Consider the following 20,532-nt stretch of genomic DNA (forward strand, 5'->3'; position numbering starts at 1 on the left):
GTAGTGCCTGACTCCGTTCCGTAGCTGGACGACCTATCGTTTCTCCCGTCATGGCTGACACGGGGACACGGTGACGCTGACGGTTGAGCAGCGTGCGCGCGTACCGACCGAGCGGCACCTGGCCGCGGCAACCGCGCTTCGAGAGGTCCTTCTGGAGGCCGCCCTTGCCGGGCAACTGAACGGGAGAGGCACGGACGGCGAGTTGGTCGTAGAACTGGCCGAGGTGCCCTCATGATCCCCGACTTCCAGTCGCTGATGCGACCGTTGCTTGAAGCCCTGAGCGACGGAACGGTCCGGCGTACGCGTGATCTGGTCGAGGCGATGAGCGACCGCTTTGAGCTCAGCGACGAGGAGCGCGAGGTGATGCTGCCCAGCGGACGGCAGCGCCTGATGCACAACCGCGTCGCCTGGGCGATCACTCACCTGTTCCAGGCAGGCCTCCTGGAGCGGCCCGCCCGAGGGCAGGTTGCTATCGCAGCTGTCGGGCGTGCGGTCCTCGCTGAGCATCCGGACCGCGTCGACATGACGGTGCTCCGTGGCTTTGAGTCCTACCGCGTGTTCCGCTCGAAGAGCACGACTCGGGACACTGATGACGGGATCCCGAACCCCACCGAGCCACAGGCGGACGCGGCCTCGCCGCAGGACTTGCTCGCGCAGGCCGTCACTGAGAACAAGGCGGCCGTCGAGGGCGAGCTGCTCAAGCGAGCCCTGGCGCTGTCACCAATCGAGTTCGAGCGCCTCGTCCTCCGCCTGCTTGAGAAGATGGGCTACGGCCGCTTCGGCGGTGTCGAGCACTCGGGACGCAGCGGTGACGCGGGCATCGACGGGATCATCAGCCAAGACCCGCTCGGCCTCGACCGTATCTACCTCCAAGCCAAGAGGTACGGGCCCGACCAGTCGGTTCAGCGACCGGCAATCCAGGGCTTCGTCGGCGCACTGATGGGCGCCCAGGGAGACCGCGGGGTCTTCATCACGACCAGCAGTTTCTCTATGGGCGCTCGGACCGAGGCGGACCGCGTCAACGCGCGCATCGAACTCATCGATGGGCCGCGGCTCTCGGAACTCATGCTCCGGCATGGGGTGGGTGTGCAGGCGGAAGTCACCGTGACGCTGCACCAACTGGACGAGGACTTCTTCGAGTCCCTATGAGACGGGAGCGGCGAAGGACCGCCGGCGCTCCCGTCCTCGGGCAGCCGGCTACGCCTCCCAGGCCCACCTCACCTGCGAGTGGCGCACCTTCACCGGCCTGTTAGCGCTGCGCCGGCCCGCCGCGGAGCTCGGATCCGTCAAGACCCCCCGGCGGCGGGGCCACCATCAGCGGCATGACGACTTCACCGCCCACCGTCTGGCCGGCGTTCCGCGCCGTCGACGCTCCCGCGCTGATCCGCTGGCTCGTCGGCGTCCTCGGCTTCGAGGAGGCCCTCGTCGTCCGCGACGGCGACCTCGTCGTCCACGCGGAGCTGGCCTGGCCGCCCGGCGGCGGCATCATGCTGGGCTCGACCCGGGACGACGGCGGCTGGCCGGTCCGCCCCGGCGTGACCGGCGCCTACCTCGTCACCGAAGACGTCGAGACCGTCTGGGAGCGGGTCCGGGCCTCCCGCGCCGACGTCCTCCGCCCGCTGCACCGGGCCGGCCACGGCGGGCAGGAGTTCTCCGTGCGGGACCCCGAGGGCAACAGTTGGAGCGTCGGCGACTACCCGGGAGCGCCCCGCCCGTGACGGAGGAGCAGGTCCGCGCGCTGGCGCTCGCGCTGCCGGAGGTCACCGAGGCCGACCACCACGGCCGCCCGTCCTTCCGGCTGGGGACCGCGGTGCTCGCCACGCTGTGGGCACCGGGCATCCTCAACGTCGTGGTCGGGGAGTCGGAGGCGCGCGCGGCCGAGGGCGGCGCGGTCTCGCTGCTGTGGTGGGGCGAGCGGCTCTCGGGCGTGCAGGTGGACCTCGCCGCGGCCGACCCGGGCGTCGTCGCCGACCTGCTGGACGACGCCTGGGCCCGCCGGGCCCCCGTCCGGCTGCGGAGGCAGCACCCGTGACGTATCCCCGGCCGGTCCCGCTCATCGGCGACGCCACCTCCGCCGCCGAGCGGGCCGGCGACCCCGCCGGCTGGGCCATGCCCGACGATGCCGGCGGGTTCTACGCCGTCGTCGCCGCCCGCCGCGACGTCCGCCGCTACCGCCCCGACCCGGTGCCCGACGACGTCCTGCGCCGGGTGCTCGCCGCCGGGCACTCGGCGCCGTCGGTCGGGCACAGCCAGCCGTGGCGGTTCGTCGTCGTCCGCGACCCGGCGGTCCGGGACCGCGCCGCGGTCCTCACCGACCGCGAGCGGCTGCGCCAGGCCGCGCAGATGGAGCCCGACGCCGCCCGCCGGCTGCTCGACCTGCAGCTCGAGGGCGTGCGCGAGGCGCCGCTGGGGATCGTCGTCTGCTGCGACCGGCGCACGCCCGCCGCCGGCGTGCTGGGCCGCGCCACCTTCCCCGACGCCGACCTGTGGAGCTGCGCGGCCGCCATCCAGAACCTGTGGCTGGCCGCCCGCGCCGAGGGCCTGGGCATGGGCTGGGTGACGCTGTTCCGCCCCGAGGAGCTGGCCGGGCTGGTCGGCCTGCCCGACGGCGTGGCCACCCTCGGCTGGCTGTGCCTGGGCTGGCCCGACGAGCGCCCGCCCGCGCCCGGGCTGGAGCGGGCCGGCTGGTCGCGGCGGCTGCCGCTGGACGCCGTCGTGCTGGAGGACCGCTGGCCCGCCGACGACGGCGGCCCGGCCGCTCCCCCGTCGCACCTGCGCGCGCCCGGCCGCGAGGACGTCGTCGGCGCCCGCGACGAGGCCGACCGCCTGCTCACTCCCCCGGGCTCGCTCGGCGTGCTCGACCGCGCGGTGGACCGCGTGGTGGCGCTGGGCCGCGGCGACGTCACCGGCGGCGCGCTCGTGCTCGCCGCCGCCGACCACCCGGTCGCCGCGCTCGGCGTCTCGGCCTACGGCGGGCACGTCACCCGCGACGTCGTCCGCGCCGCGCTGGCCGGCACCTCGGTCGGCGCCACCGCCGCGGCCGCGGCCGGGCTGACGACGGTCGTCGTCGACGCCGGGGTGGACGGCGACCCGCTGCCCGGCGCGGTGGACGCCCGCCCGGCCGGCCCGCGCGGCGACCTCGCCGCGGCGCCCGCCCTGACCGCCGCCGACGTCGAGCGGCTGCTGGCCGCCGGGCGGGAGCTGGGCGCCCGCGACGGCCTGCTCGCGCTCGGCGAGGTGGGCGTGGGCAACACGACCGTCGCCGCCGCGCTGGCCGCCGGGCTGCTCGGCGCCGACCCCGCCGACGTCACCGGGCTGGGGTCCGGCGCCGACAGCGAGGTGCTCGAGCGCAAGCGCGCCGTGGTGGCCGCCGCGGTGGCCCGGGCCGGGAGCGGTCTGGACCCCGCGCGGGCGCTGGCCGAGCTCGGCGGGCCGGAGCTCACCGTGCTGGCCGGGGCGGTCCTCGGCGCTGCGGCCGCGCGCACCCCCGTCGTCCTCGACGGGTTCGCCGTCTCGGTGGCCGCGCTGGCCGCCGTGCTGCTCGAGCCCGGCGCGCAGGCCTGCCTGGTCGCCGGGCAGCGCAGCCGCGAGCGCGGGCACGAGCTGGTGCTGCACGCCCTCGGCCTGGAGCCGCTGCTGGACCTGCGCCTGCGCGCCGGGGAGGGCGCCGGCGCCGCGCTGGCCGCCGGCCTGCTGCTCGACGGCCTCCGGGTCCGCCGGACGACCGCGCGCGTCGGCACGTGATCGAGGCCGGGACGGGGCGGCGCGACCAGCCTGCTCCCCCGCACGTCGTCTTCGCGGTGCTCACCGAACCCGACCGCGACCCGGCGCGCCCGTGGCTGCGGCTGCTCGACGACGAGCACCCACCGGCCGTGCTCCGCGCCGAGCGGCCGCACCTCGTCGTCTGGTCCTCGCTGTGGCCGCGCCGGCCCGACGCGCAGGTCCGCTTCGACGTCCTCCCCCGCGACCCTGCCCACGGGACCGACCTCCGCTGGACCCTGCTGGTCGGGGAGCCGCTGCCGGACGCCTCCCTCCTGGGGCATCTGCGGAAGCGGATCAACCAGCTGGTCACCGCGGACCTGAGGTACTCGTTCGGTCAGTAGCCGCCGTCCCCGCTCGCCACCGGAGCGGGGGTCGGGCCAGGATCGGCCCGTGACCGATCCCCGCGCCGGCCAGCCGGCCGCCCCGTCCGACCTGGTCGACGTCGCCTCGCTGGTGACCGCCTACTACACACTGGTGCCCGACCCGGCCGAGCCGGCGCAGCGGGTGTCGTTCGGGACCTCGGGGCACCGCGGGTCGGCGTTCGACTCCGCGTTCAACGAGGCGCACATCCTGGCCACCACCCAGGCCATCTGCGAGTACCGGGCGGCGCAGGGCTTCGACGGGCCGCTGTTCCTCGGCCGCGACACCCACGCGCTGTCCGAGCCGGCGTGGGCCGGCGCGCTCGAGGTGCTCGTCGCCAACGACGTCACCGTGCTCGTCGACGCCGCCGGCCGGTACACGCCCACCCCGGCGGTGAGCCACGCGATCCTCACCGCCAACCGGGGGAGGACCGGCGGCCTGGCCGACGGCATCGTCGTCACGCCGTCGCACAACCCGCCCCGCGACGGCGGCTTCAAGTACAACCCGCCCTCGGGCGGCCCGGCCGACACCGACGCCACGAAGGTCATCGCCGACCGCGCCAACGAGCTGCTCGCCGCGGGGCTCGACGGCGTGCGGCGGGTGCCGTTCGCCCGGGCGCACGCGGCGGCGCAGCGCTACGACTACGTCGCCACCTACGTCGACGACCTGCCGGCGGTGCTCGACCTCGACGCGGTCCGCTCGGCCGGGGTGCGGATCGGCGCCGACCCGCTCGGCGGGGCGTCGGTGGACTACTGGGCGGCGATCGCCGAGCGGCACCGGCTCGACCTCACCGTGGTCAACCCGCTGGTCGACCCCACGTGGCGGTTCATGACGCTGGACTGGGACGGCAAGATCCGGATGGACTGCTCGTCGCCGTCGGCGATGGCCTCGCTCATCGGCAAGCGCGCCGACTACGCGATCGCCACCGGCAACGACGCCGACGCCGACCGGCACGGGATCGTCACCCCCGACGCCGGGCTGATGAACCCCAACCACTTCCTCGCCGTCGCGATCTCCTACCTGTTCGCGCACCGCCCGGAGTGGGGCGGGGACGTCGCCGTCGGCAAGACGCTGGTGTCGTCGTCGCTGATCGACCGCGTCGTCGCCGGGCTGGGGCGGCGGCTGGTCGAGGTGCCGGTCGGGTTCAAGTGGTTCGTGCCGGGGCTGCTCGACGGGTCGGTCGGGTTCGGCGGCGAGGAGTCCGCGGGGGCGTCGTTCCTGCGCCGCGACGGCGGGGTGTGGACGACGGACAAGGACGGCGTCCTGCTCGCGTTGCTGGCCAGCGAGATCCAGGCGGTGACCGGCAGCTCGCCGTCGCAGCTGCACGCGGAGCTGACCGCGCGGTACGGCGCGTCGGCCTACGCTCGGGTGGACGCCCCGGCGACCCGGGAGCAGAAGGCGGCGCTGGGCAGGCTGTCGCCGGAGGACGTCACCGCCACCGAGCTGGCCGGTGAGCCGATCACCGCCAAGCTCACCCGCGCGCCCGGCAACGACGCCGCGATCGGCGGGCTGAAGGTGGTCACCGAGAACGCCTGGTTCGCCGCCCGCCCGTCGGGGACCGAGGACGTCTACAAGGTCTACGCGGAGTCCTTCAAGGGCCCCGACCACCTCGCGCAGGTGCAGGAGGAGGCCCGCGCCGTCGTCGGCGCCGCCCTCGGCGTCTGACCCGGGCGGGGCGGCAGAATTGGCCATTTCTGCCGCCCCGGTCAGGCGATCAGGGCTGCCCGGACACGCTGGACGACGGGGTCCAGGGCACGGAGGTCGGCCGCGCTCAGGCGGATGACCCGCCAGCCGGCCGCGATCAACCGTGCATGACGCTCGTCGTCGCGCACGATCTGGACGCCGTCGAAGTGGTGCTCGCCCTCGTACTCGACCGCGAGCCGCGCCTCGGGGAAGGCGAGGTCGACCCGGGCGATGAAGCGGCCCCCCTGACGGACCTCGAACTGCGGTCGGGGTGCGAGGCCGGCCGTCACGAGCGCCACCCGCACCCGGGACTCCGGACCCGACTCGGCCCGCGGGTCGATCAGGGACACCGCGCGGCGCACCCGGGCGACGCCCCACCGTCCGGAGCCTCCGCACACGGAGGCCGACAGGTCCTGGCAGGAGACGGCGCCCGCCCTGACCATCGCGTCCAGGGCGGAGACCGCGGTCCCCAGGGGCTCGAGTGCGGCGACGTCCCAGCACGTGCGCAGGGCGGTGCTCAGGGGGATGCCGTCGCGCACCTCGATCTCTCCCGGATCCACCGCGCTCCGGTGCACCCGCACCCCCCGAGGGCCCTTCCACTCGACCTGGGCGGGCCGCAGCACGGTGACGAGGTCGTTCGGCCCCGGCCACGGAGCGCCGTGCCAGCCTGCTGCCGAGCTGCCACCGAGGACCGCGCCCGGGGGCAGCAGGAGCGCCACCGCCTCGCAGCGCAGCCGGTGGTCGAACGGCAGCGCGGGATCTGCGTAGACGCCCTGGACGACGCGGCGGAACGACCGCAACTGCCGCGGCGTCAGGTCACCGGTGGACACGGCATGGCTGCCGACGAAGACGCCGGTGACGAAGCGGGCAGCACTGGGCACCCGGAGAGGGTCGCCCGGCCGGCCCACCCTCGCCGTCGTCGTCCACAGCTGCGACAGAAATGGCCATTTCTGCCGCAAAGGGGTGTGGACACGCGGCTGGCGGGCGGGGGCGCGGGGGCGGCGGCCGCAGACTGGGCGCATGACCGGTCAGCCGTACGAGCAGGAGTGGGACGTCGTCCCGCCCGGGTCCGTCCCCCCTCCCCCGCCGCCCGCGTACGGCGCCCCGCCCCCGTACGGCGCCCCGCCCCCGTACGGCGCCGTGCCGCCGTACGGGCAGGTCCTCCCCTCCCCGCAGCCGGTCCCGTACGGGCCCGGCTGGGCGGCGGTGCCGCTCGCGCCGCCGGCGTGGCCGCACGGACCCGGTCGGCCGGGGACGGCGACCACCGCGGCCGTGCTCGGCTTCGTCACCGGCGGCCTGACCGCGCTGGTGTCGCTGGCCCTCCTCGTCGCGGTGCTCACCGGCGCCGAGGACGACCCGATCACCGTCACGCTGCTGCTCGGGCTCCCGTGCGCGGCCGGGCTGGTCACCGGGGCGGCGCGGCTGCTGGGCCGGCGCTCCCCGACGGTCCTCTTCGCCTCCGCGCTCGCCTCGGTCGTCGTCCTCTTCCTCGCCCTCGTCGCGGGGGCCGTGTCGCAGAGCGCCGACGACATCGCCGGCTTCAGCGTCTTCCTCGTGCTCGCGCTGCCGCTGCCGGTGCTGACCGCGGTGTTCGCCCGGCTGCCCGGCACGCTGGGCTGGGCCGGCTCGCGCGCCTGAGGGAGCCGCGCGCCGGAGGCAGCTCAGCGGCGGCGGGCCTTGTCGGCGTACATCGCCGCGTCGGCCTCCCGGACCACCACCTCCTGCGCCTCCTCGGGGTCCACGCCGCCGTCGACCGAGCCGATCCCGATGCTCAGGCCCACCCGCACGGTGGTCGAGCCGATGCTCAGCGAGCCGGGGAACGCCTCCCGCAGCCGCGCGGCCAGCACCTCGGCGTCGGCCCGCTCGGTGTTCTCGCAGACGACGGCGAACTCGTCGCCGCCCAGCCGGGCCGCGGTGTCGCTGGCCCGCAGCACCGAGGCCAGGTGCCCGGCCACGGCCACGAGGACGGCGTCACCGACGGGGTGACCGAACTGGTCGTTGACCGCCTTGAACCCGTCGAGGTCGAGCACGAGCACGCAGGTCGGCGTGTGCTCGCGGTGACCGCGCTCGAGCGCGTGCCGCAGCCGGTCGCGGAACAGCAGCCGGTTGGGCAGCCCGGTGAGCGGGTCGTGCGCCGACAGGTGCAGCAGCCGGGCCTCCATCGCCTTGCGCTCGGTCACGTCCTCGACCACCAGGACCAGGTGCGGCGCGGCGACGCCCGGGGTGCCGTCGACCCAGGACGACGTCACCTGGACCGGCACGACCTGCCCGTCGGCCCGCACCATCCGGCACTCCTGCCGGGCCCGGCCGCGGCTCTCCTGCAGGCCGGCGTAGACGGCGACCGCGCCGGCCACGTCCTCGGGGTGGGTGACGGCGAACAGCGTCGTGCCGCGCAGCGTCCCGGGCTCGCGGCCGAGCAGCTCGCCGAGCGCGGCGTTCGCCTCGATCAGCACGCCCTCCGGGGTGCTCAGCGCCACGCCCATCGGCGAGTTCGTGAACGCGCTGCCCAGGTCGGGGGGCGGCAGGGTGCCCGTGGCACTCCCTCCGTCCACGGCACCTCCCTCCCGCACCTCGGCTCGGTGTACCGACCCCAGTCATTACCTCCTGCGTTCCACGTGGAACCCCCTGGCGTAGCAGGATGGTCGGGTTCCCCCGTCCGGGCGAGCAGACAGGAGGGCAGCCGTGCCGTCGGACTTCGACCTGGTGCTGCCGACGGCGGTCGACGTCCGCGAGGTCGGCATGCGTGACGGGCTGCAGCTGGAGGCCCCCGTCCCGCTCGAGGGCAAGCTGGCGATGCTCGAGGCGCTGGTCGCCACGGGCGTCCGCCGCATCGAGGTGACGTCGTTCGTCTCGCCGAAGGCCGTCCCCGCGCTGGCCGACGCCGACCGGGTGGCCGCCGAGCTGTCCCGGTGGCCGGGCGTGCACTGGTCGGCGCTGGTCGCCAACCCCCGCGGCGCGGTCCGCGCGGTCGACGCCGGCCTCGCCGACCTGGAGCTGGTCGTGTCCGCCTCCGACGGGCACAGCCGGGCCAACGCCGGCCGCTCCACCGCCGAGGCGCTGGCCGGCGTCGGCGAGGTGGCCGCGCTGGCGCACGGCGCCGGCGGCTCGCTGGAGGTCGTCGTCGCCACCGCGTGGGACTGCCCGTTCGACGGGCGCACCCCGATCGCCCGCACCGTCGACGTCTGCCGCGCCGCGGTCACCGCCGGCGCCGACGCCCTGTGCCTGGGCGACACCATCGGGACGACGACGCCGGCGCGGGTGGTCCGCCTGCTGCACGCCGTCCGCCGCGCCTGCCCCGGCACCCCGGTCGCGGTGCACTTCCACGACACCCGCGGCACCGGCCAGGCCAACGCGCTGGCCGCCGTCCAGGCCGGGGTGACCCAGCTCGACGCCTCCGTCGGCGGGCTCGGCGGCTGCCCGTTCGCGCCCGGCGCGAGCGGCAACATCGCCACCGAGGAGCTCGTCCACTGGCTGGAGGAGTCCGACGTGCGCACCGGGATCGACCTCGACGCGCTGCTGGCCGCCGCGCGGGTCACCGAGTCCGCGGTCGGCCACGAGCTGCCGAGCTCCCTGTACCGCGCCGGCGGCCGCTCGGTGCCCCGGGCGGCCGCCGGGACGACGGCGTGAGCGGTCCGGCGGAGGTCGTCGACCCACGGGTCATGCGGGACGTGCTCGGCCACTTCGCCTCCGGCGTCACCGTGGTCACCGCGGACGCCGACGGCGGCCCGATCGGCTTCACCTGCCAGTCGTTCAGCTCGCTGTCGCTGGACCCGCCGCTGGTGGCCCTCGCGCCCTCGCGCACGTCGAGCACCTGGCCGCGGCTGCGGGACATCGGCCGGTTCTGCGTCAACGTCCTCGCCGAGGACCAGTCCGGGCTGTCGGCGGCGTTCGCCCGCTCGGGCGCCGACAAGTTCGCCGGCGTCCCGTGGCGGCCGAGCCGGCACGGCTCCCCCGTGCTCGACGGCGTCGTCGCGTGGATCGACTGCACGCTGTGGGCGGAGTACGACGGCGGTGACCACACCATCGTCGCGGCCCGCGTGCTGGACCTCGGCGCCGACCCGGGCCGCCGCCCGCTGCTGTTCCACCGCGGCCGCTACGGCCTCGCGGAGGACAACGGGGGCTGAACGCCCTTCCGCGGGGTCCGCCAGCCGAAGCGGACGGCGATCAGCGCAACGTCGTCGCGGCCGTCGAGGGTGCCGCTGACCGCGGCGTCGCACAGGTCGCGGGGCGAGGCGTCGGCCGGGGTGGCCGACAGCCGCTCCACCAGCGCGGCGATGCCCTGGTCGAGGTCCGAGCCGGGGGTCTCCACCAGCCCGTCGGTGTAGGCGAGCACCGTGGAGCCCGGCGGCAGCCGCAGGGTCCGCGTCCGCCGCTCGGCGGCGGCGTCGACGCCGACCAGCAGGCCGGTGACGCCGTCGACCGGCGTCACGGACCCGTCGGGTGAGCGCAGGAGCAGCGGCGGGTGGCCGGCGTTGGCCAGCTGCGCGGTCCAGGCGCCGCCGGGCCCGTCCGGGGGGAGGGCGCGCAGGTAGGCCATCGTGGCCAGCGAGGCGACCCGCAGGCCCTGCACCAGCCGGTCGACGCGGGTGAGCACCGTGCTCGGGTACGGGTCGGGGGCGTCCCAGAGGCAGGCGCGGATGAGCCCGCGCAGGTGCCCCATCGCGGCCGCCGCGGCGACGTCGTGGCCGACGACGTCGCCGACGACCATCCCGACCGACCCGTCGGGCAGCTGCAGCAGGTCGTAGAAGTCCCCGCCGACGTCGGCCGCGGTCGAGGCGCTGACGTAGTGCGCGGCGGCCTCCAGACCGGGGATCTCCGGCAGGTCCGGCAGCAGGGACCGCTGCAGGGTGTCGGCGACGGCGTGCTCCTGCTGGTAGAGCCGCACGTTGTCCATGACCAGGGCCGCCCGGCGGGCGAGGTCCTCGACCAGCCCGACGTCGTCGGGGGTGAACGGGCGCTCCGGCGAGGTGCGCACCAGCGTGATCGCCCCGCGGGTCCGGCGGCGGGCCACCATGGGCGCGCTCAGCGCCGACGCCGCGCCCAGCCGCCCGGCGATCTCCTGGGCCACCGGGGAGGCGGTGGCGTCGTCCAGCCGCTCGGGCAGCCGCTCGACCAGCACCGCGCGCGAGGTGGTGATGCTGCGCTGGCTCGGCGAGTCCGGCGGCAGCCGCAGGGCGTGCCCGGCGTCGAAGCGGCGCAGGTCGGTGCGCTGGTGCTCGCGGTCGCGGGAGACCAGCTCCCGGACCTCGCCCGACTCGTCGACGAGCGTGATGACCGCCCAGTCGGCCAGCTGCGGCACGCACAGGGCGGCCAGCCGGTCGAGCACGTCGGCGATGTCGAGGGTGGCGATCAGCGCGCTGGTGGCCTCGGCCATGAGCGCGAGCCGGGCCTGGGCGCCCTCGGCGTCGCGCTGCGCCTGCTCGGCGTCGCGCTGGGCCTGCTCCGCGACCGACCGGGCGAGCTCGGCCTCCTGCCGGGCGGCCTGCTCGGCGGCGAAGGCGGCCTCCCGCTCGGCCTCCACCCGCACCCGCTCGGTGACGTCGGTCTGCACGCCGACGAAGCTGACCAGCTCGCCGTCGCCGTCGAACACCGGGCTGATCGCGAGCTGGTTCCAGAAGGCGGTGCCGTCGCGGCGGTGGTTGAGCAGCGTGACGGTGACCGCCTCCCGCGCCCGCAGGGCGGCGCGGATCTGCTCGATGGTCCCCCGGTCGGTGCTGGGGCCCTGCAGGAAGCGGCAGTTGCGGCCCACCGACTCCTCGTAGGAGTACCCGGTGATCCGGGTGAAGGACGGGTTGACCCAGACCAGCGGGTCGTCCGGCTGGCGGGGGTCGGTGATGGTGAACGCGATGTCGGTGGCCACCACGGCCCGCTCGCGCAGCGCCTGCAGCTCGGCGTCGGCGTCCTCGCCGCCGGCGTTCTCGACCTCCAGCAGCACCACCAGGGACAGCTGCTGGGCGCTGCCCGGCTGCGACAGGGGGAAGCCGGTCACCCACAGCAGCCGGTCCGCGTCGCCGTCGTCCTCCCGCGCCCGGCCGGCGTCGGTGCTGCGGCCCGGCGAGAGCCGCACCGCCTCGCCGGTCACCGGCTGGCCCTGGGCGACCAGGGACAGGGGGCCGCTGGTGCGCGCGAGCGGCGCGCCGCCGAGGTCGGTGAGGCCGGCCGACGCGCCCCAGGTGTCGACGTCGACCGGGAGGCGGACGTTGCCGGCCATCTCGACCGCGGCGGTGTTCGCGTAGGTGACCGCGCCCGACTCCTGGTCGATGAGCAGGACCGCGACCGGGACGTCGGCCAGGACCGCCGGCAGGGCCGTGGAGGCGGAGCGGTTCCCGCGGTGCTCGGAGACGACCGCGGTGGCGGCACTGACGATGCCGGCCTGCCGGTCGGGGGCGCCGTCGCGGGCCGGCGCCGTGGCCTCGGCCATGACGGCGCGGGTGCGCGGGGGGATGCCGTCACCGGGCGGGGAGTCGGTGGGGGCGCCCACGCCGGGCAGCAGGCCGGGCGGCGGCCTCTGCTCCTCTCGCGGTGGGTTCCCGTCCGGTCGCACGCAACGAATCTACCGGCTGCCCCGGGCCGGTCGCTCCCGACCGCGGGGTGACCTGCCCGGACAGGTGTGCCCGGCTCCCGCCTGGGCACCCCTCCCGGGGACCACTCGGGAGGGAGACGTCATGGGACTGCTCGACCGGCTCCTCGGCCGACGACGCGCGCCGGAGCCCCCGGCCTACGGCGGCTACGACGGCTACGCCACGCCCGCACCGGCCCCGCCCGCGCCCCCGCGGGCCTCCGGCGACCGCCGGCTCACCGACCAGCAGGCCATCGAGCGCTACCGCTACCTGCTCGAGACCGCGCCGCCGGACCAGATCGAGCAGGCGCACGCCGAGGCCTTCGGCCAGCTCACCCCGGAGCAGCGGCAGGAGGTGCTCACCCAGCTCGCGGCCGGCGTGCCGGCGTCCGAGCGCCCGCGCAGCGACGACGCCCAGACGCTGGCCCGGGTCGCCACCCGCGCCGAGCTCCGCCAGCCCGGGTTCCTCGAGCGGACCTTCGGCGGCTACGGCGGCGGCCCGGGCTACGGCGCGGGCTACGGCCCCGGCCCCGGCTACGGCCCCGGCCCCGGCTACGGGGGTGGCGGGTACGGCTACGGCGGCGGCTACGGGCCCCGGATGGGCGGGTTCGCCAGCTCGATCGGCGGCAGCATGCTCGGCACCATCGGCGGCCTCGTCATCGGGACGGCGGTCGCCGACGCGCTGTTCGACACGGGCCTCGGCGACGGCGGCCTGTTCGGCGGCGGCGACGAGGAGGCGTACGCCGAGGGCTACCAGGACGGCGCCGAGGACGGCGCCGAGGACGGCGACGGCGGCGGGGACGGCGGCGGGGACGGCGGGGGCGACTACGCGGCCTCCGAGGGCGACTACGGCGGCGACCCGGGCGCCGACTTCGCCGGCGGGGCCGACAGCGGCTTCGACGGCGGCGGGGACTTCGGCGGCGACTTCGGGGGTGGCGACTTCTGACCGCTCAGGACCGGCCGGGACCGTCCTCGGGGACGGTCCCGGCCGCCTCCTCCCCCGCCGCCACCTCGGCCTGGTGGCGCAGCCACAGCAGGCCGAGCACCGGCAGAACCAGCGGCACGAACCCGTAGCCGCGGCCGAACGCCGACCACACCGTCTCGTCCGGGAAGGCCGCCCGGTCCACCAGCGACAGCACGCCCACCACCAGCACGCCGGCCAGCTCCACCGAGCACGCGACGAGGGCGGTCCGCCGTCCTCCCCGACCGCCGCGGGCCAGCCCGACGGTGGCGACCACGTAGACGACCGCGGCCAGGGCCGACAGCAGGTAGGCCACCGGCGCCTCGTCGAAGCGGGTGGCCAGCTGCACGCCGGCGCGAGCGCCGGCGGCCAGCGCGAAGACCGCGTAGACGGCCACCAGCACGCGGCCCGGCCCGGCGGCGGTCCCGCCCGGCGCGGTGCCCCGCGCGTCCCGCTCAGGCACCCGGGGCCTCCCAGAGCTGCACCAGCCGCCACACCATGACCGCGGTGACCAGCGACGCCACGGCCAGCACCGTGCCCGCCCAGCGGCTGGGCTCGGTGCGCGACCACAGCACCCCGGCCACCGGCAGCAGGACGACGCCGGCCAGGTAGCCGACGAACGTCGCCGTCTCCGGGGGCCGCTGCCCGCCCGCCAGCGCCACCGCCGCCACCACTGCCTGGACGACGAGCAGCACCTCGAGCACCGCGGCGCCGGCCAGGTGCAGCAGGCCGATGCGCCGGCGGGCGAGGGTGGACGCCAGGCCGGCCAGGGCGACCAGCAAGGCCACCGCCGTGGCCGACCAGACGAGGAGGGCGTTCATCGCCCTCATGATCGCGCGCCCTCCGGGGGAGCCGGGACCGGGCGCGGGGTAGGCAGGGGGTCATGACCGTCCGCGACCTGCTGGTGGACCTGTGCACGGAGCACCTGGACGCCGTCACCGGCGACCCGGTGCCGCTGCAGGCCCTGGTCGGCCTCCTCGCGGCGTGCGGGGTGGCCGAGCCGAGCACGCGGGTCGCCACGTCGGCACTGCGCCGCGCCGGCCGGCTGACCGCGTCCCGGCGCGGGCGGGAGACGCTGCTCGCCCCGACCGCGGCACTGCGCGCGGCGGTCGCCGCCCGCGACGAGCGGGTCCGGCGGCGGCTGGACCCGTGGGACGGGGCGTGGCGGATGGTCGTCTACGGCGTCCCGGAGACCGACCGGGCGGCCCGCGAGCGGGTGCGGCGCGCGCTCGCCCGCGCCGGCTTCGGCCCCCTGGCGCCGGCCACGTGGGTGTCGCCGCACGCCGTCGCGCTGGAGGAGGTGCGCGCCGAGCTGGCCGGCGAGCGCACCTCCCGGCTGGACCTGCTCACCGCGCACGTGGCCGACCCGCGGCTGTCCGACGCCGACCTCGCCGGCCGCTGCTGGGACCTCCCCCGGCTCGGCGCCGCCTGGGTGCGCGTGCTCGACCGGTTGCGCGCGGTCGCCGGTGCGCCGCCCGAGGGTCCGGCCGCGCTCGGGTGCCACCTGCAGCTGCGCGCGGAGATGCGGGCGGTGCTCACCGGCGACCCGCTGCTGCCCCCGGCGCTGCAGCCGGAGGCGTGGCCGGCGCGCGAGGTCCGCGACGCGTGGGCTGCCGTCGGCGCCCGGCTGGCCGCCGCCGCCCGCGCCCACGTCGCCGAGGTCCTGCACTCCCCCGCGGCCCGCGCCGCCCCTCGCGCCGTCGCCTGGTCCGGCCTCCCTGCAGGGGCCCGCCGCGAGCGTGCGAGTGGTGGGGGCAGGGAGGTCCTCCGTCAGCGGTGGACGCCGGACATGTCCGGGTAGCGGTCGCCGACCGCGGCGCCGACCGGGGCGGCCTCGTCGAGCCGGCGCAGGTCGTCGTCGGAGAGCTCGACGTCGGCGGCCGCGGCGTTCTCCTCCAGGTAGCGCACCCGCTTGGTGCCCGGGATCGGCACCACCCCCGGGTTGCCCCCGCGGTCGCTCTGCGCCATCACCCACGCCAGCGCGAGCTGCGACGCCGTCACACCCTTCTCGTCGGCGATCTCCCGCACCCGGTCGACCAGGCGCAGGTTCTGCTCGAACGCCTCGCCCTGGAAGCGCGGGTTGTGCCGGCGGAAGTCGTCGGGCGCGAGGTCGTCGACGCTGCGGATCTGGCCGGAGAGGAAGCCGCGGCCGATCGGCGAGTAGGCGACGAACCCGATGCCGAGCTCGGCGCAGGTGGCCAGGACGCCGTTCTCCTCGGGGTCGCGGCTCCACAGCGAGTACTCGGTCTGCACGGCGGTCACCGGCTGGACGGCGTGCGCGCGGCGGATGGTCTCCGGCGCGGCCTCGGAGATCCCGACGGCGCGCACCTTGCCCGCCTGGACCAGCTCGGCCAGCGCGCCCCAGGTGTCCTCGACGGGGACGGTGGTGTCCACCCGGTGCTGGTAGTAGAGGTCGATGACGTCGACGCCGAGCCGCTCGAGCGAGGCGTCGCAGGCCCGCCGCACGTAGTCCGGCTTCCCGTTGACGCCGCGGAACGAGCCGTCCTCGCCGCGCTCGTTGCCGAACTTGGTCGCCAGCACCACCTCGTCGCGGCGGCCGGCGATCGCCTTCCCGACCAGTCGCTCGTTGGTGAACGGGCCGTACATGTCCGCGGTGTCGAGGAAGGTGACGCCGAGGTCGAGGGCCCGCTGGATCGTGCGCTCGGCCTCGGCCTGGTCGCCGGTGCCGTAGAACTCGCTCATCCCCATGCAGCCCAGTCCCATGGCGGGGACGGACAGGGACCCGAGGGTGCGTGTCTGCATGCGCCGCTCCTGCCCGCACCGGGACGGGGGCAACCGGCCGTGAGGGGACCCCGCCGTTCCGTTGCTCCGCAGGCTGTGGCAGGTTAGGCCGTCCTCACTTAGGGCAGCCTGACCTACTTCCGACCAGGAGAACGATGCGCACCGCGACCCGGCCGCTGGCGGCCGCCTCCCTGTCCCTCGCCACGGTCCTCGCGCTCGGCGCGTGCTCGTCCGACGAGCCGGTCGCCGAGGCCGCGACCGACGCCGGGACGGTCACCTGGACGTGGGACCGGAACACCGCCGCCGAGGACCAGGAGCCGGAGTACGAGGAGACGACGGTCGAGGTGCCCGTCGACCCCGAGCGGATCGTCGTCTTCGACATGGCCAGCCTCGACACCATCGGCGCGCTGGGCGGGGAGGTCGCCGGCGCCCCGCTGGACTCGGTGCCGGACTACCTGCAGCAGTACCTGGCCGACGACGCCTTCAACGCGGGCACCCTGTTCGAGGCCGACCTGGTCGAGATCGAGTCGCAGCAGCCCGACCTCATCGTCATCGGCGGCCGCTCCGCGGCGCTCTACGAGGACCTCAGCGAGATCGCCCCGACGGTGGACCTGAGCCTGCGCGGCTCCTACACCGAGACCCTCGAGCGCAACGCCACCTTCCTCGGCGAGGTGCTCGGCGCGGAGGACGAGGCGGCCGCGGCCGTCGCCGACCTGGAGGCGGGGATCGAGGAGGCGCGGGCCGCCACCGCCGACGCGGGCACCGGCCTCGGCCTCATGGTGTCCGGCGGCGAGCTCAGCGCGATGGCCCCGGCCGGCGAGGGCGCGGACGCCCGCGGCGCGCGCGGCGGGCTGATCTACGACGCGTTCGGCGTGCAGCCCGTCGTCGACGACATCCAGGCCGCCACGCACGGCGAGCCGGTCTCCTTCGAGTTCCTGCTCGAGACGGACCCCGACCACCTGTGGGTCGTCGACCGCGACGCCGCCACCGGCGAGGAGGGCGCGCAGGCGGCCGCGGCGGTGCTCGACAACGACGTCGTCGCGCAGACGACCGCCGCCCAGCGAGGCCAGATCCACTACCTCGACCCGGTCGCCTGGTACGTCGTCTTCGGGGGCATCGACACCACCCGGATCATGATCGACGACGTCCTGCAGATCGCCGGCTGAGTCCCGCCCCTCCGTGACGGCACTCGCCACGGGCCGGACGAGCACCCCCGTCCCGGCGCGTCCCCGGCGCACCGGCGTGGGGGTGCTCGTCGGCGTGCTGCTCGCGGTCCTCGCGGTCGCGAGCCTGTTCATCGGCGTCTCCGACGTCTCCCCGGTGTCGGTGCTCACCGACGGCACCGCCGCCTTCCTGCTCGTGGCCAGCCGGATCCCGCGCACCGTGGCGCTGGTCCTCGCCGGCGCCTCGCTGGGCATCGCCGGGCTGATCATGCAGATGCTCGTGCGGAACAGGTTCGTGGAGCCGAGCACCACCGGCGTCACCGAGTTCGCCACGCTCGGCATGCTCGTGACGACGGTGTTCCTGCCGGGGCTGGCCGTCGTCGGCAAGACGGCCGTCGCCGCGGTGTTCGGCCTGCTCGGCACCTGGGTGTTCCTGCGGGTGGTGCGGGCGGTACCGGTCCGCCAGCTCGTGCTCGTCCCGCTGGTCGGCATCGTGCTCGGCGGCGTCGTCGGGGCGGTGACGACGTTCTTCGCCTACCGCCTGGACCTGCTGCAGTCCCTCGGGCAGTGGGCGCAGGGCAGCTTCGCCGGCGTCGTGCAGGGCCGGTACGAGCTCGTGTGGATCGCCGGCGTGATGGTCGTCGTCGCCTGGGTGGCCGCCGACCGGTTCAGCGTCATCGGCCTCGGCGAGGAGTTCGCGACCAACCTGGGCCTGGACCCCCGCCGCGTCGTCGCCGTCGGGATGGTCGTCGTCGCGGTGATCACCGCGGCGGTGCTGGTCACCGCGGGGCTGGTCCCGTTCCTCGGCCTCGTCGTCCCGAACGTGGTCAGCCTGCTGATCGGGGACAACGTGCGCCGCGCGATCCCGTGGGTCGCCGCGCTCGGGGCCGTGTTCGTCGTCGCCTGCGACATCCTGGCGCGGGTCCTGCGCTTCCCCTACGAGATCCCGCTGTCGGTCGTCGTCGGCATCGTCGGCGCGGTGCTGTTCCTCTGGCTGCTGCTGCGGAGGGGGAGCCGTGCTCACTGACCCCGCCCCGACGACGGTCCGCCCCCGCGTGGCGGTGCGCGTGCGCCGGGCCGGGCCCGCGGCCCGCCTGGCCGTGCTCGGCGCCGCCGCGGTCGTCCTGACCGCGCTCCACCTGTTCACCGACGTCCCCGGCTCGCTGGCCTACGCGCTGGAGAAGCGCGGCCTGACGGTGGCCGCGATGGTCGTCGTCGCGGCCGCGGTCGGGGTCTCGACGGTCGTCTTCCACACGATCACCCAGAACCGCGTCCTCACCCCGTCGATCATGGGGTTCGACGCGTTCTACGTGCTGGTGTCGACCGTCGTCGTCTTCGCCGCCGGGTCCGCGGCGTTCCTGGCGGCCGACCCGCTCGTCCTGTGGGCGGTGCAGGTGGCGGTCATGGTCGGGTTCAGCGCCGTCCTGTTCACCTGGCTGTTCGGCGGGAAGCGGCGCTCGATCCACCTGATGCTCCTGGTCGGCGTCGTGCTGGGCACGTTCTTCCGCGCCCTCGGCGAGTGGATGCAGCGGATGCTCGACCCGCTGGACTTCCAGGTGCTCTCCGACGCCTTCTTCGCCTCCCTGACCCGGCCGGACGAGACGCTGCTGGCGCTCACCGCGGTGCTCGTCGTCCTCGGCTGCGCGGTGGTCGTGCCGCTGCTGCGCACCCTCGACGTGCTCACCCTCGGCGAGCCGGCCGCCGTCGGCCTGGGCGTCGACCACCGGCGCGTGGTGATGACGCTGTTCCTGGTCGTCTCGGTGATGGTCGCGGCGTCGACCGCGCTGGTCGGGCCGATCCTGTTCTTCGGTCTGGTCGTCGCCAACGTCGCCTACTCGTGGGCGGGCTCGTTCCGCCACGTGTGGACGGTGCCCACGGCGGTGCTCCTCGGCGTCGTCTGCCTGCTCGGCGGCCAGCTGGTCCTGGAGCGGCTGCTCGGCTTCGGCGGCACCCTCTCCACGGTCATCGACTTCGCCGGCGGCCTGTTCTTCCTGTACCTCGTCCTGCGGAAGGGGGCGCGGTGATCGCGCTCGAGGGCGTCACCAAGCGCTACGGCGGCCAGACGGTGGTCGACGACGTCACGATCCGCTTCGGCGGCGAGGGGGTGACGGCGCTCATCGGCCCCAACGGCGCGGGCAAGTCGACGCTGTTCGGCCTCGTCGGCCGCCTGGTCCGGCCCGACGCCGGGCGGGTCACGGTGGACGGCCTGGACGTCGCGACGACGCCGTCGCAGGAGCTGGCCCGGCGGCTGGCCGTGCTGCGCCAGGACAACCACGTCGCCGCGCGGCTGACCGTCTCCGACCTCGTGGGGTTCGGGCGCTTCCCGCACTCCCGGGGCCGGCTCACCGTCGCCGACCGCGAGCACGTCGACCGGGCGCTCGCCTACCTGGAGCTCGATCCCTACCGGGACCGCTTCCTCGACGAGCTCTCCGGCGGTCAGCGCCAGCGCGCGTTCATCGCGATGGTCCTCGCGCAGGACACCGAGTACGTGCTGCTCGACGAGCCGCTCAACAACCTCGACCTGCGGCACATGGGCGAGATCATGCGGCTGGTCCGGACGATGGCCGACGAGCTCGGCAAGCGGGTCGTCACCGTGCTGCACGACGTCAACTCCGCGGCGGCCCACGCCGACCGCATCGTGGCCATGCGGGACGGCGCCGTCGTCGCGGACGCCCCCGCCCGCGACGTCATGCGTCCCGAGGTGCTGGCGGCCGTCTACGACACCACCGTCGACGTCCGGGAGATCGACGGCCGGCCGGTCGCCCTCTACTACGGCTGAGGTCCCTCGCGGCGGTCCGTGCGTCTCGGGTCGCCGCCCAGCCCGTTGCGCCGCTGACCTGCGGGAAGTGTCGTACCCCGGCCGTGGCGTGCGGGATGTGCAGGAGGTGGGCGGTCCCGGGTCGCTCATCGAGCGTGCGCTCGTCGACGCGGCCCTGCACCGGCCGCCGCGGCTGCCGGTGAGCCTGCTGACCCGCGAGCAGAGGGCCGCCGAGCTCGAACGGGTGCAGGCCTCAAGGCGATGGCCGCCGCCTACGAGGCCGAACTCGTCCTCGGCCCGGCCGACGACTCCCCCGACGACGCCGAGCCCGCACATGACACCCCCGGTGCGAGGGGTGGCTCATGGGCGCCGGATCCCGAGCTGCCAGGTGTGTCGGAGTTCTTTCCCGCCGAACTGGCGCTGGTCCTCAACGTCGGCCGGGGCACCGCCTCCCACCTGGCGCACCGGGCGTGGACGTACCGCTCGCACCTGCCCGCGACCTGGGCAGCACTCGCCGCCGGCACCCTGGACGAGGCCCGCGCCA

Annotated in this window: 21 protein-coding genes; 15 read left to right on the top strand and 6 right to left on the bottom strand. The window is 75.9% G+C overall.

Translation table 11 applies throughout. The annotated features are described in order from the left end of the window. Positions 1-231 precede the first annotated feature (231 nt). The 6 genes from ACI8AA_RS17055 (at position 232) to pgm (ending at position 5,787) form a co-directional block, all read left to right on the top strand. Entirely contained in the window at positions 232-1,149 is a 918-nt protein-coding gene (locus ACI8AA_RS17055; RefSeq protein WP_457045583.1) for a restriction endonuclease, read from the top strand. A 173-nt stretch (positions 1,150-1,322) separates the two neighbouring features. Next, entirely contained in the window at positions 1,323-1,718 is a 396-nt protein-coding gene (locus tag ACI8AA_RS17060; protein ID WP_457045584.1) for a VOC family protein, read from the top strand. Next, positions 1,715-2,032, top strand: a complete 318-nt coding sequence (locus ACI8AA_RS17065) for a hypothetical protein (protein WP_457045585.1) — start codon at positions 1,715-1,717, stop codon at positions 2,030-2,032. Before ACI8AA_RS17060 ends, ACI8AA_RS17065 begins: the two co-directional genes overlap by 4 nt. Beyond that, complete coding sequence (gene bluB, locus ACI8AA_RS17070; RefSeq protein ID WP_457045586.1) at positions 2,029-3,744, top strand: 5,6-dimethylbenzimidazole synthase; 1,716 nt, start codon at positions 2,029-2,031, stop codon at positions 3,742-3,744. Before ACI8AA_RS17065 ends, bluB begins: the two co-directional genes overlap by 4 nt. Continuing rightward, positions 3,741-4,103 (top strand): hypothetical protein, encoded by a 363-nt coding sequence (locus ACI8AA_RS17075; protein WP_457045587.1) that lies wholly within the window; start codon positions 3,741-3,743, stop codon positions 4,101-4,103. The genes bluB and ACI8AA_RS17075 overlap by 4 nt, the downstream gene beginning before the upstream one ends. A 49-nt stretch (positions 4,104-4,152) precedes the next feature. After that, the gene (gene pgm, locus ACI8AA_RS17080; RefSeq protein ID WP_457045588.1) at positions 4,153-5,787 is read left to right on the top strand and encodes a phosphoglucomutase (alpha-D-glucose-1,6-bisphosphate-dependent); all 1,635 of its coding nucleotides are present in this window, start codon (positions 4,153-4,155) and stop codon (positions 5,785-5,787) included. Between the two features lie 41 nt (positions 5,788-5,828). On the opposite strand, the gene ACI8AA_RS17085 is transcribed toward pgm, so the two are convergent. Next, on the bottom strand, positions 5,829-6,686 hold the full coding sequence (locus ACI8AA_RS17085) for an endonuclease domain-containing protein (protein WP_457045589.1): 858 nt from the start codon (positions 6,684-6,686) through the stop codon (positions 5,829-5,831). 139 nt (positions 6,687-6,825) lie between these two features. Between ACI8AA_RS17085 and ACI8AA_RS17090 the strand changes: the two genes are divergently transcribed. Further along, the gene (locus ACI8AA_RS17090; RefSeq protein ID WP_457045590.1) at positions 6,826-7,443 is read left to right on the top strand and encodes a hypothetical protein; all 618 of its coding nucleotides are present in this window, start codon (positions 6,826-6,828) and stop codon (positions 7,441-7,443) included. Positions 7,444-7,466: 23 nt separating this feature from the next. On the opposite strand, the gene ACI8AA_RS17095 is transcribed toward ACI8AA_RS17090, so the two are convergent. Beyond that, on the bottom strand, positions 7,467-8,357 hold the full coding sequence (locus tag ACI8AA_RS17095) for a diguanylate cyclase domain-containing protein (RefSeq protein ID WP_457045591.1): 891 nt from the start codon (positions 8,355-8,357) through the stop codon (positions 7,467-7,469). A 130-nt stretch (positions 8,358-8,487) separates the two neighbouring features. On the opposite strand from ACI8AA_RS17095, the gene ACI8AA_RS17100 reads away from it, so the two are divergent. Next, positions 8,488-9,432 (top strand): hydroxymethylglutaryl-CoA lyase, encoded by a 945-nt coding sequence (locus tag ACI8AA_RS17100; protein ID WP_457045592.1) that lies wholly within the window; start codon positions 8,488-8,490, stop codon positions 9,430-9,432. Continuing rightward, on the top strand, positions 9,429-9,929 hold the full coding sequence (locus ACI8AA_RS17105) for a flavin reductase family protein (protein WP_457045593.1): 501 nt from the start codon (positions 9,429-9,431) through the stop codon (positions 9,927-9,929). Before ACI8AA_RS17100 ends, ACI8AA_RS17105 begins: the two co-directional genes overlap by 4 nt. On the opposite strand, the gene ACI8AA_RS17110 is transcribed toward ACI8AA_RS17105, so the two are convergent. Next, positions 9,899-12,286 (bottom strand): SpoIIE family protein phosphatase, encoded by a 2,388-nt coding sequence (locus ACI8AA_RS17110; RefSeq protein ID WP_457045594.1) that lies wholly within the window; start codon positions 12,284-12,286, stop codon positions 9,899-9,901. The genes ACI8AA_RS17105 and ACI8AA_RS17110 overlap by 31 nt on opposite strands. A 184-nt stretch (positions 12,287-12,470) precedes the next feature. Here ACI8AA_RS17110 and ACI8AA_RS17115 point away from each other — a divergent pair, with 184 nt between their 5' ends. Beyond that, complete coding sequence (locus ACI8AA_RS17115) at positions 12,471-13,310, top strand: hypothetical protein (protein WP_457045595.1); 840 nt, start codon at positions 12,471-12,473, stop codon at positions 13,308-13,310. A 4-nt stretch (positions 13,311-13,314) separates the two neighbouring features. Here ACI8AA_RS17115 and ACI8AA_RS17120 read toward each other — a convergent pair whose 3' ends face one another. Both ACI8AA_RS17120 and ACI8AA_RS17125 read right to left on the bottom strand, forming a co-directional pair. After that, positions 13,315-13,788: a hypothetical protein gene (locus tag ACI8AA_RS17120; RefSeq protein ID WP_457045596.1), complete on the bottom strand. Its 474-nt coding sequence runs from the start codon at positions 13,786-13,788 to the stop codon at positions 13,315-13,317. Continuing rightward, positions 13,781-14,146 carry a hypothetical protein gene (locus ACI8AA_RS17125; RefSeq protein WP_456927667.1) on the bottom strand — a complete coding sequence of 122 codons (366 nt, stop codon included), beginning with the start codon at positions 14,144-14,146 and terminating at the stop codon, positions 13,781-13,783. The genes ACI8AA_RS17120 and ACI8AA_RS17125 overlap by 8 nt, the downstream gene beginning before the upstream one ends. Positions 14,147-14,208: 62 nt before the next feature. Between ACI8AA_RS17125 and ACI8AA_RS17130 the strand changes: the two genes are divergently transcribed. Further along, the gene (locus ACI8AA_RS17130) at positions 14,209-15,126 is read left to right on the top strand and encodes a PaaX family transcriptional regulator C-terminal domain-containing protein (RefSeq protein ID WP_457045597.1); all 918 of its coding nucleotides are present in this window, start codon (positions 14,209-14,211) and stop codon (positions 15,124-15,126) included. On the opposite strand, the gene ACI8AA_RS17135 is transcribed toward ACI8AA_RS17130, so the two are convergent. Further along, complete coding sequence (locus ACI8AA_RS17135) at positions 15,096-16,088, bottom strand: aldo/keto reductase (protein ID WP_457045598.1); 993 nt, start codon at positions 16,086-16,088, stop codon at positions 15,096-15,098. The genes ACI8AA_RS17130 and ACI8AA_RS17135 overlap by 31 nt on opposite strands. A gap of 134 nt (positions 16,089-16,222) precedes the next feature. Between ACI8AA_RS17135 and ACI8AA_RS17140 the strand changes: the two genes are divergently transcribed. Genes ACI8AA_RS17140 through ACI8AA_RS17155 form a run of 4 tightly spaced genes read left to right on the top strand, consistent with a single transcriptional unit; the run spans position 16,223 to position 20,009 of the window. Continuing rightward, complete coding sequence (locus ACI8AA_RS17140; RefSeq protein ID WP_457045599.1) at positions 16,223-17,233, top strand: siderophore ABC transporter substrate-binding protein; 1,011 nt, start codon at positions 16,223-16,225, stop codon at positions 17,231-17,233. Between the two features lie 13 nt (positions 17,234-17,246). Then, positions 17,247-18,257 (top strand): ABC transporter permease, encoded by a 1,011-nt coding sequence (locus ACI8AA_RS17145; protein ID WP_457045600.1) that lies wholly within the window; start codon positions 17,247-17,249, stop codon positions 18,255-18,257. Then, positions 18,247-19,254, top strand: a complete 1,008-nt coding sequence (locus ACI8AA_RS17150; protein ID WP_457045601.1) for an iron chelate uptake ABC transporter family permease subunit — start codon at positions 18,247-18,249, stop codon at positions 19,252-19,254. Before ACI8AA_RS17145 ends, ACI8AA_RS17150 begins: the two co-directional genes overlap by 11 nt. Then, positions 19,251-20,009, top strand: a complete 759-nt coding sequence (locus ACI8AA_RS17155; protein WP_457045602.1) for an iron ABC transporter ATP-binding protein — start codon at positions 19,251-19,253, stop codon at positions 20,007-20,009. The genes ACI8AA_RS17150 and ACI8AA_RS17155 overlap by 4 nt, the downstream gene beginning before the upstream one ends. Positions 20,010-20,532 lie beyond the last annotated feature (523 nt).

The organism is Geodermatophilus sp. SYSU D01180 (genome assembly GCF_054050415.1).

What these genes read in the sequence shown, in the direction of transcription:
- ACI8AA_RS17055 (WP_457045583.1), top strand. Translation starts at nt 232, where the DNA reads ATGATCCCCGACTTCCAGTCGCTGATGCGACCGTTGCTTGAAGCCCTG.
- ACI8AA_RS17060 (WP_457045584.1), top strand. Translation starts at nt 1,323, where the DNA reads ATGACGACTTCACCGCCCACCGTCTGGCCGGCGTTCCGCGCCGTCGAC.
- ACI8AA_RS17090 (WP_457045590.1), top strand. Translation starts at nt 6,826, where the DNA reads ATGACCGGTCAGCCGTACGAGCAGGAGTGGGACGTCGTCCCGCCCGGG.
- ACI8AA_RS17115 (WP_457045595.1), top strand. Translation starts at nt 12,471, where the DNA reads ATGGGACTGCTCGACCGGCTCCTCGGCCGACGACGCGCGCCGGAGCCC.
- ACI8AA_RS17125 (WP_456927667.1), bottom strand. Translation starts at nt 14,146, where the DNA reads ATGAACGCCCTCCTCGTCTGGTCGGCCACGGCGGTGGCCTTGCTGGTC.
- ACI8AA_RS17130 (WP_457045597.1), top strand. Translation starts at nt 14,209, where the DNA reads ATGACCGTCCGCGACCTGCTGGTGGACCTGTGCACGGAGCACCTGGAC.
- ACI8AA_RS17135 (WP_457045598.1), bottom strand. Translation starts at nt 16,088, where the DNA reads ATGCAGACACGCACCCTCGGGTCCCTGTCCGTCCCCGCCATGGGACTG.
- ACI8AA_RS17140 (WP_457045599.1), top strand. Translation starts at nt 16,223, where the DNA reads ATGCGCACCGCGACCCGGCCGCTGGCGGCCGCCTCCCTGTCCCTCGCC.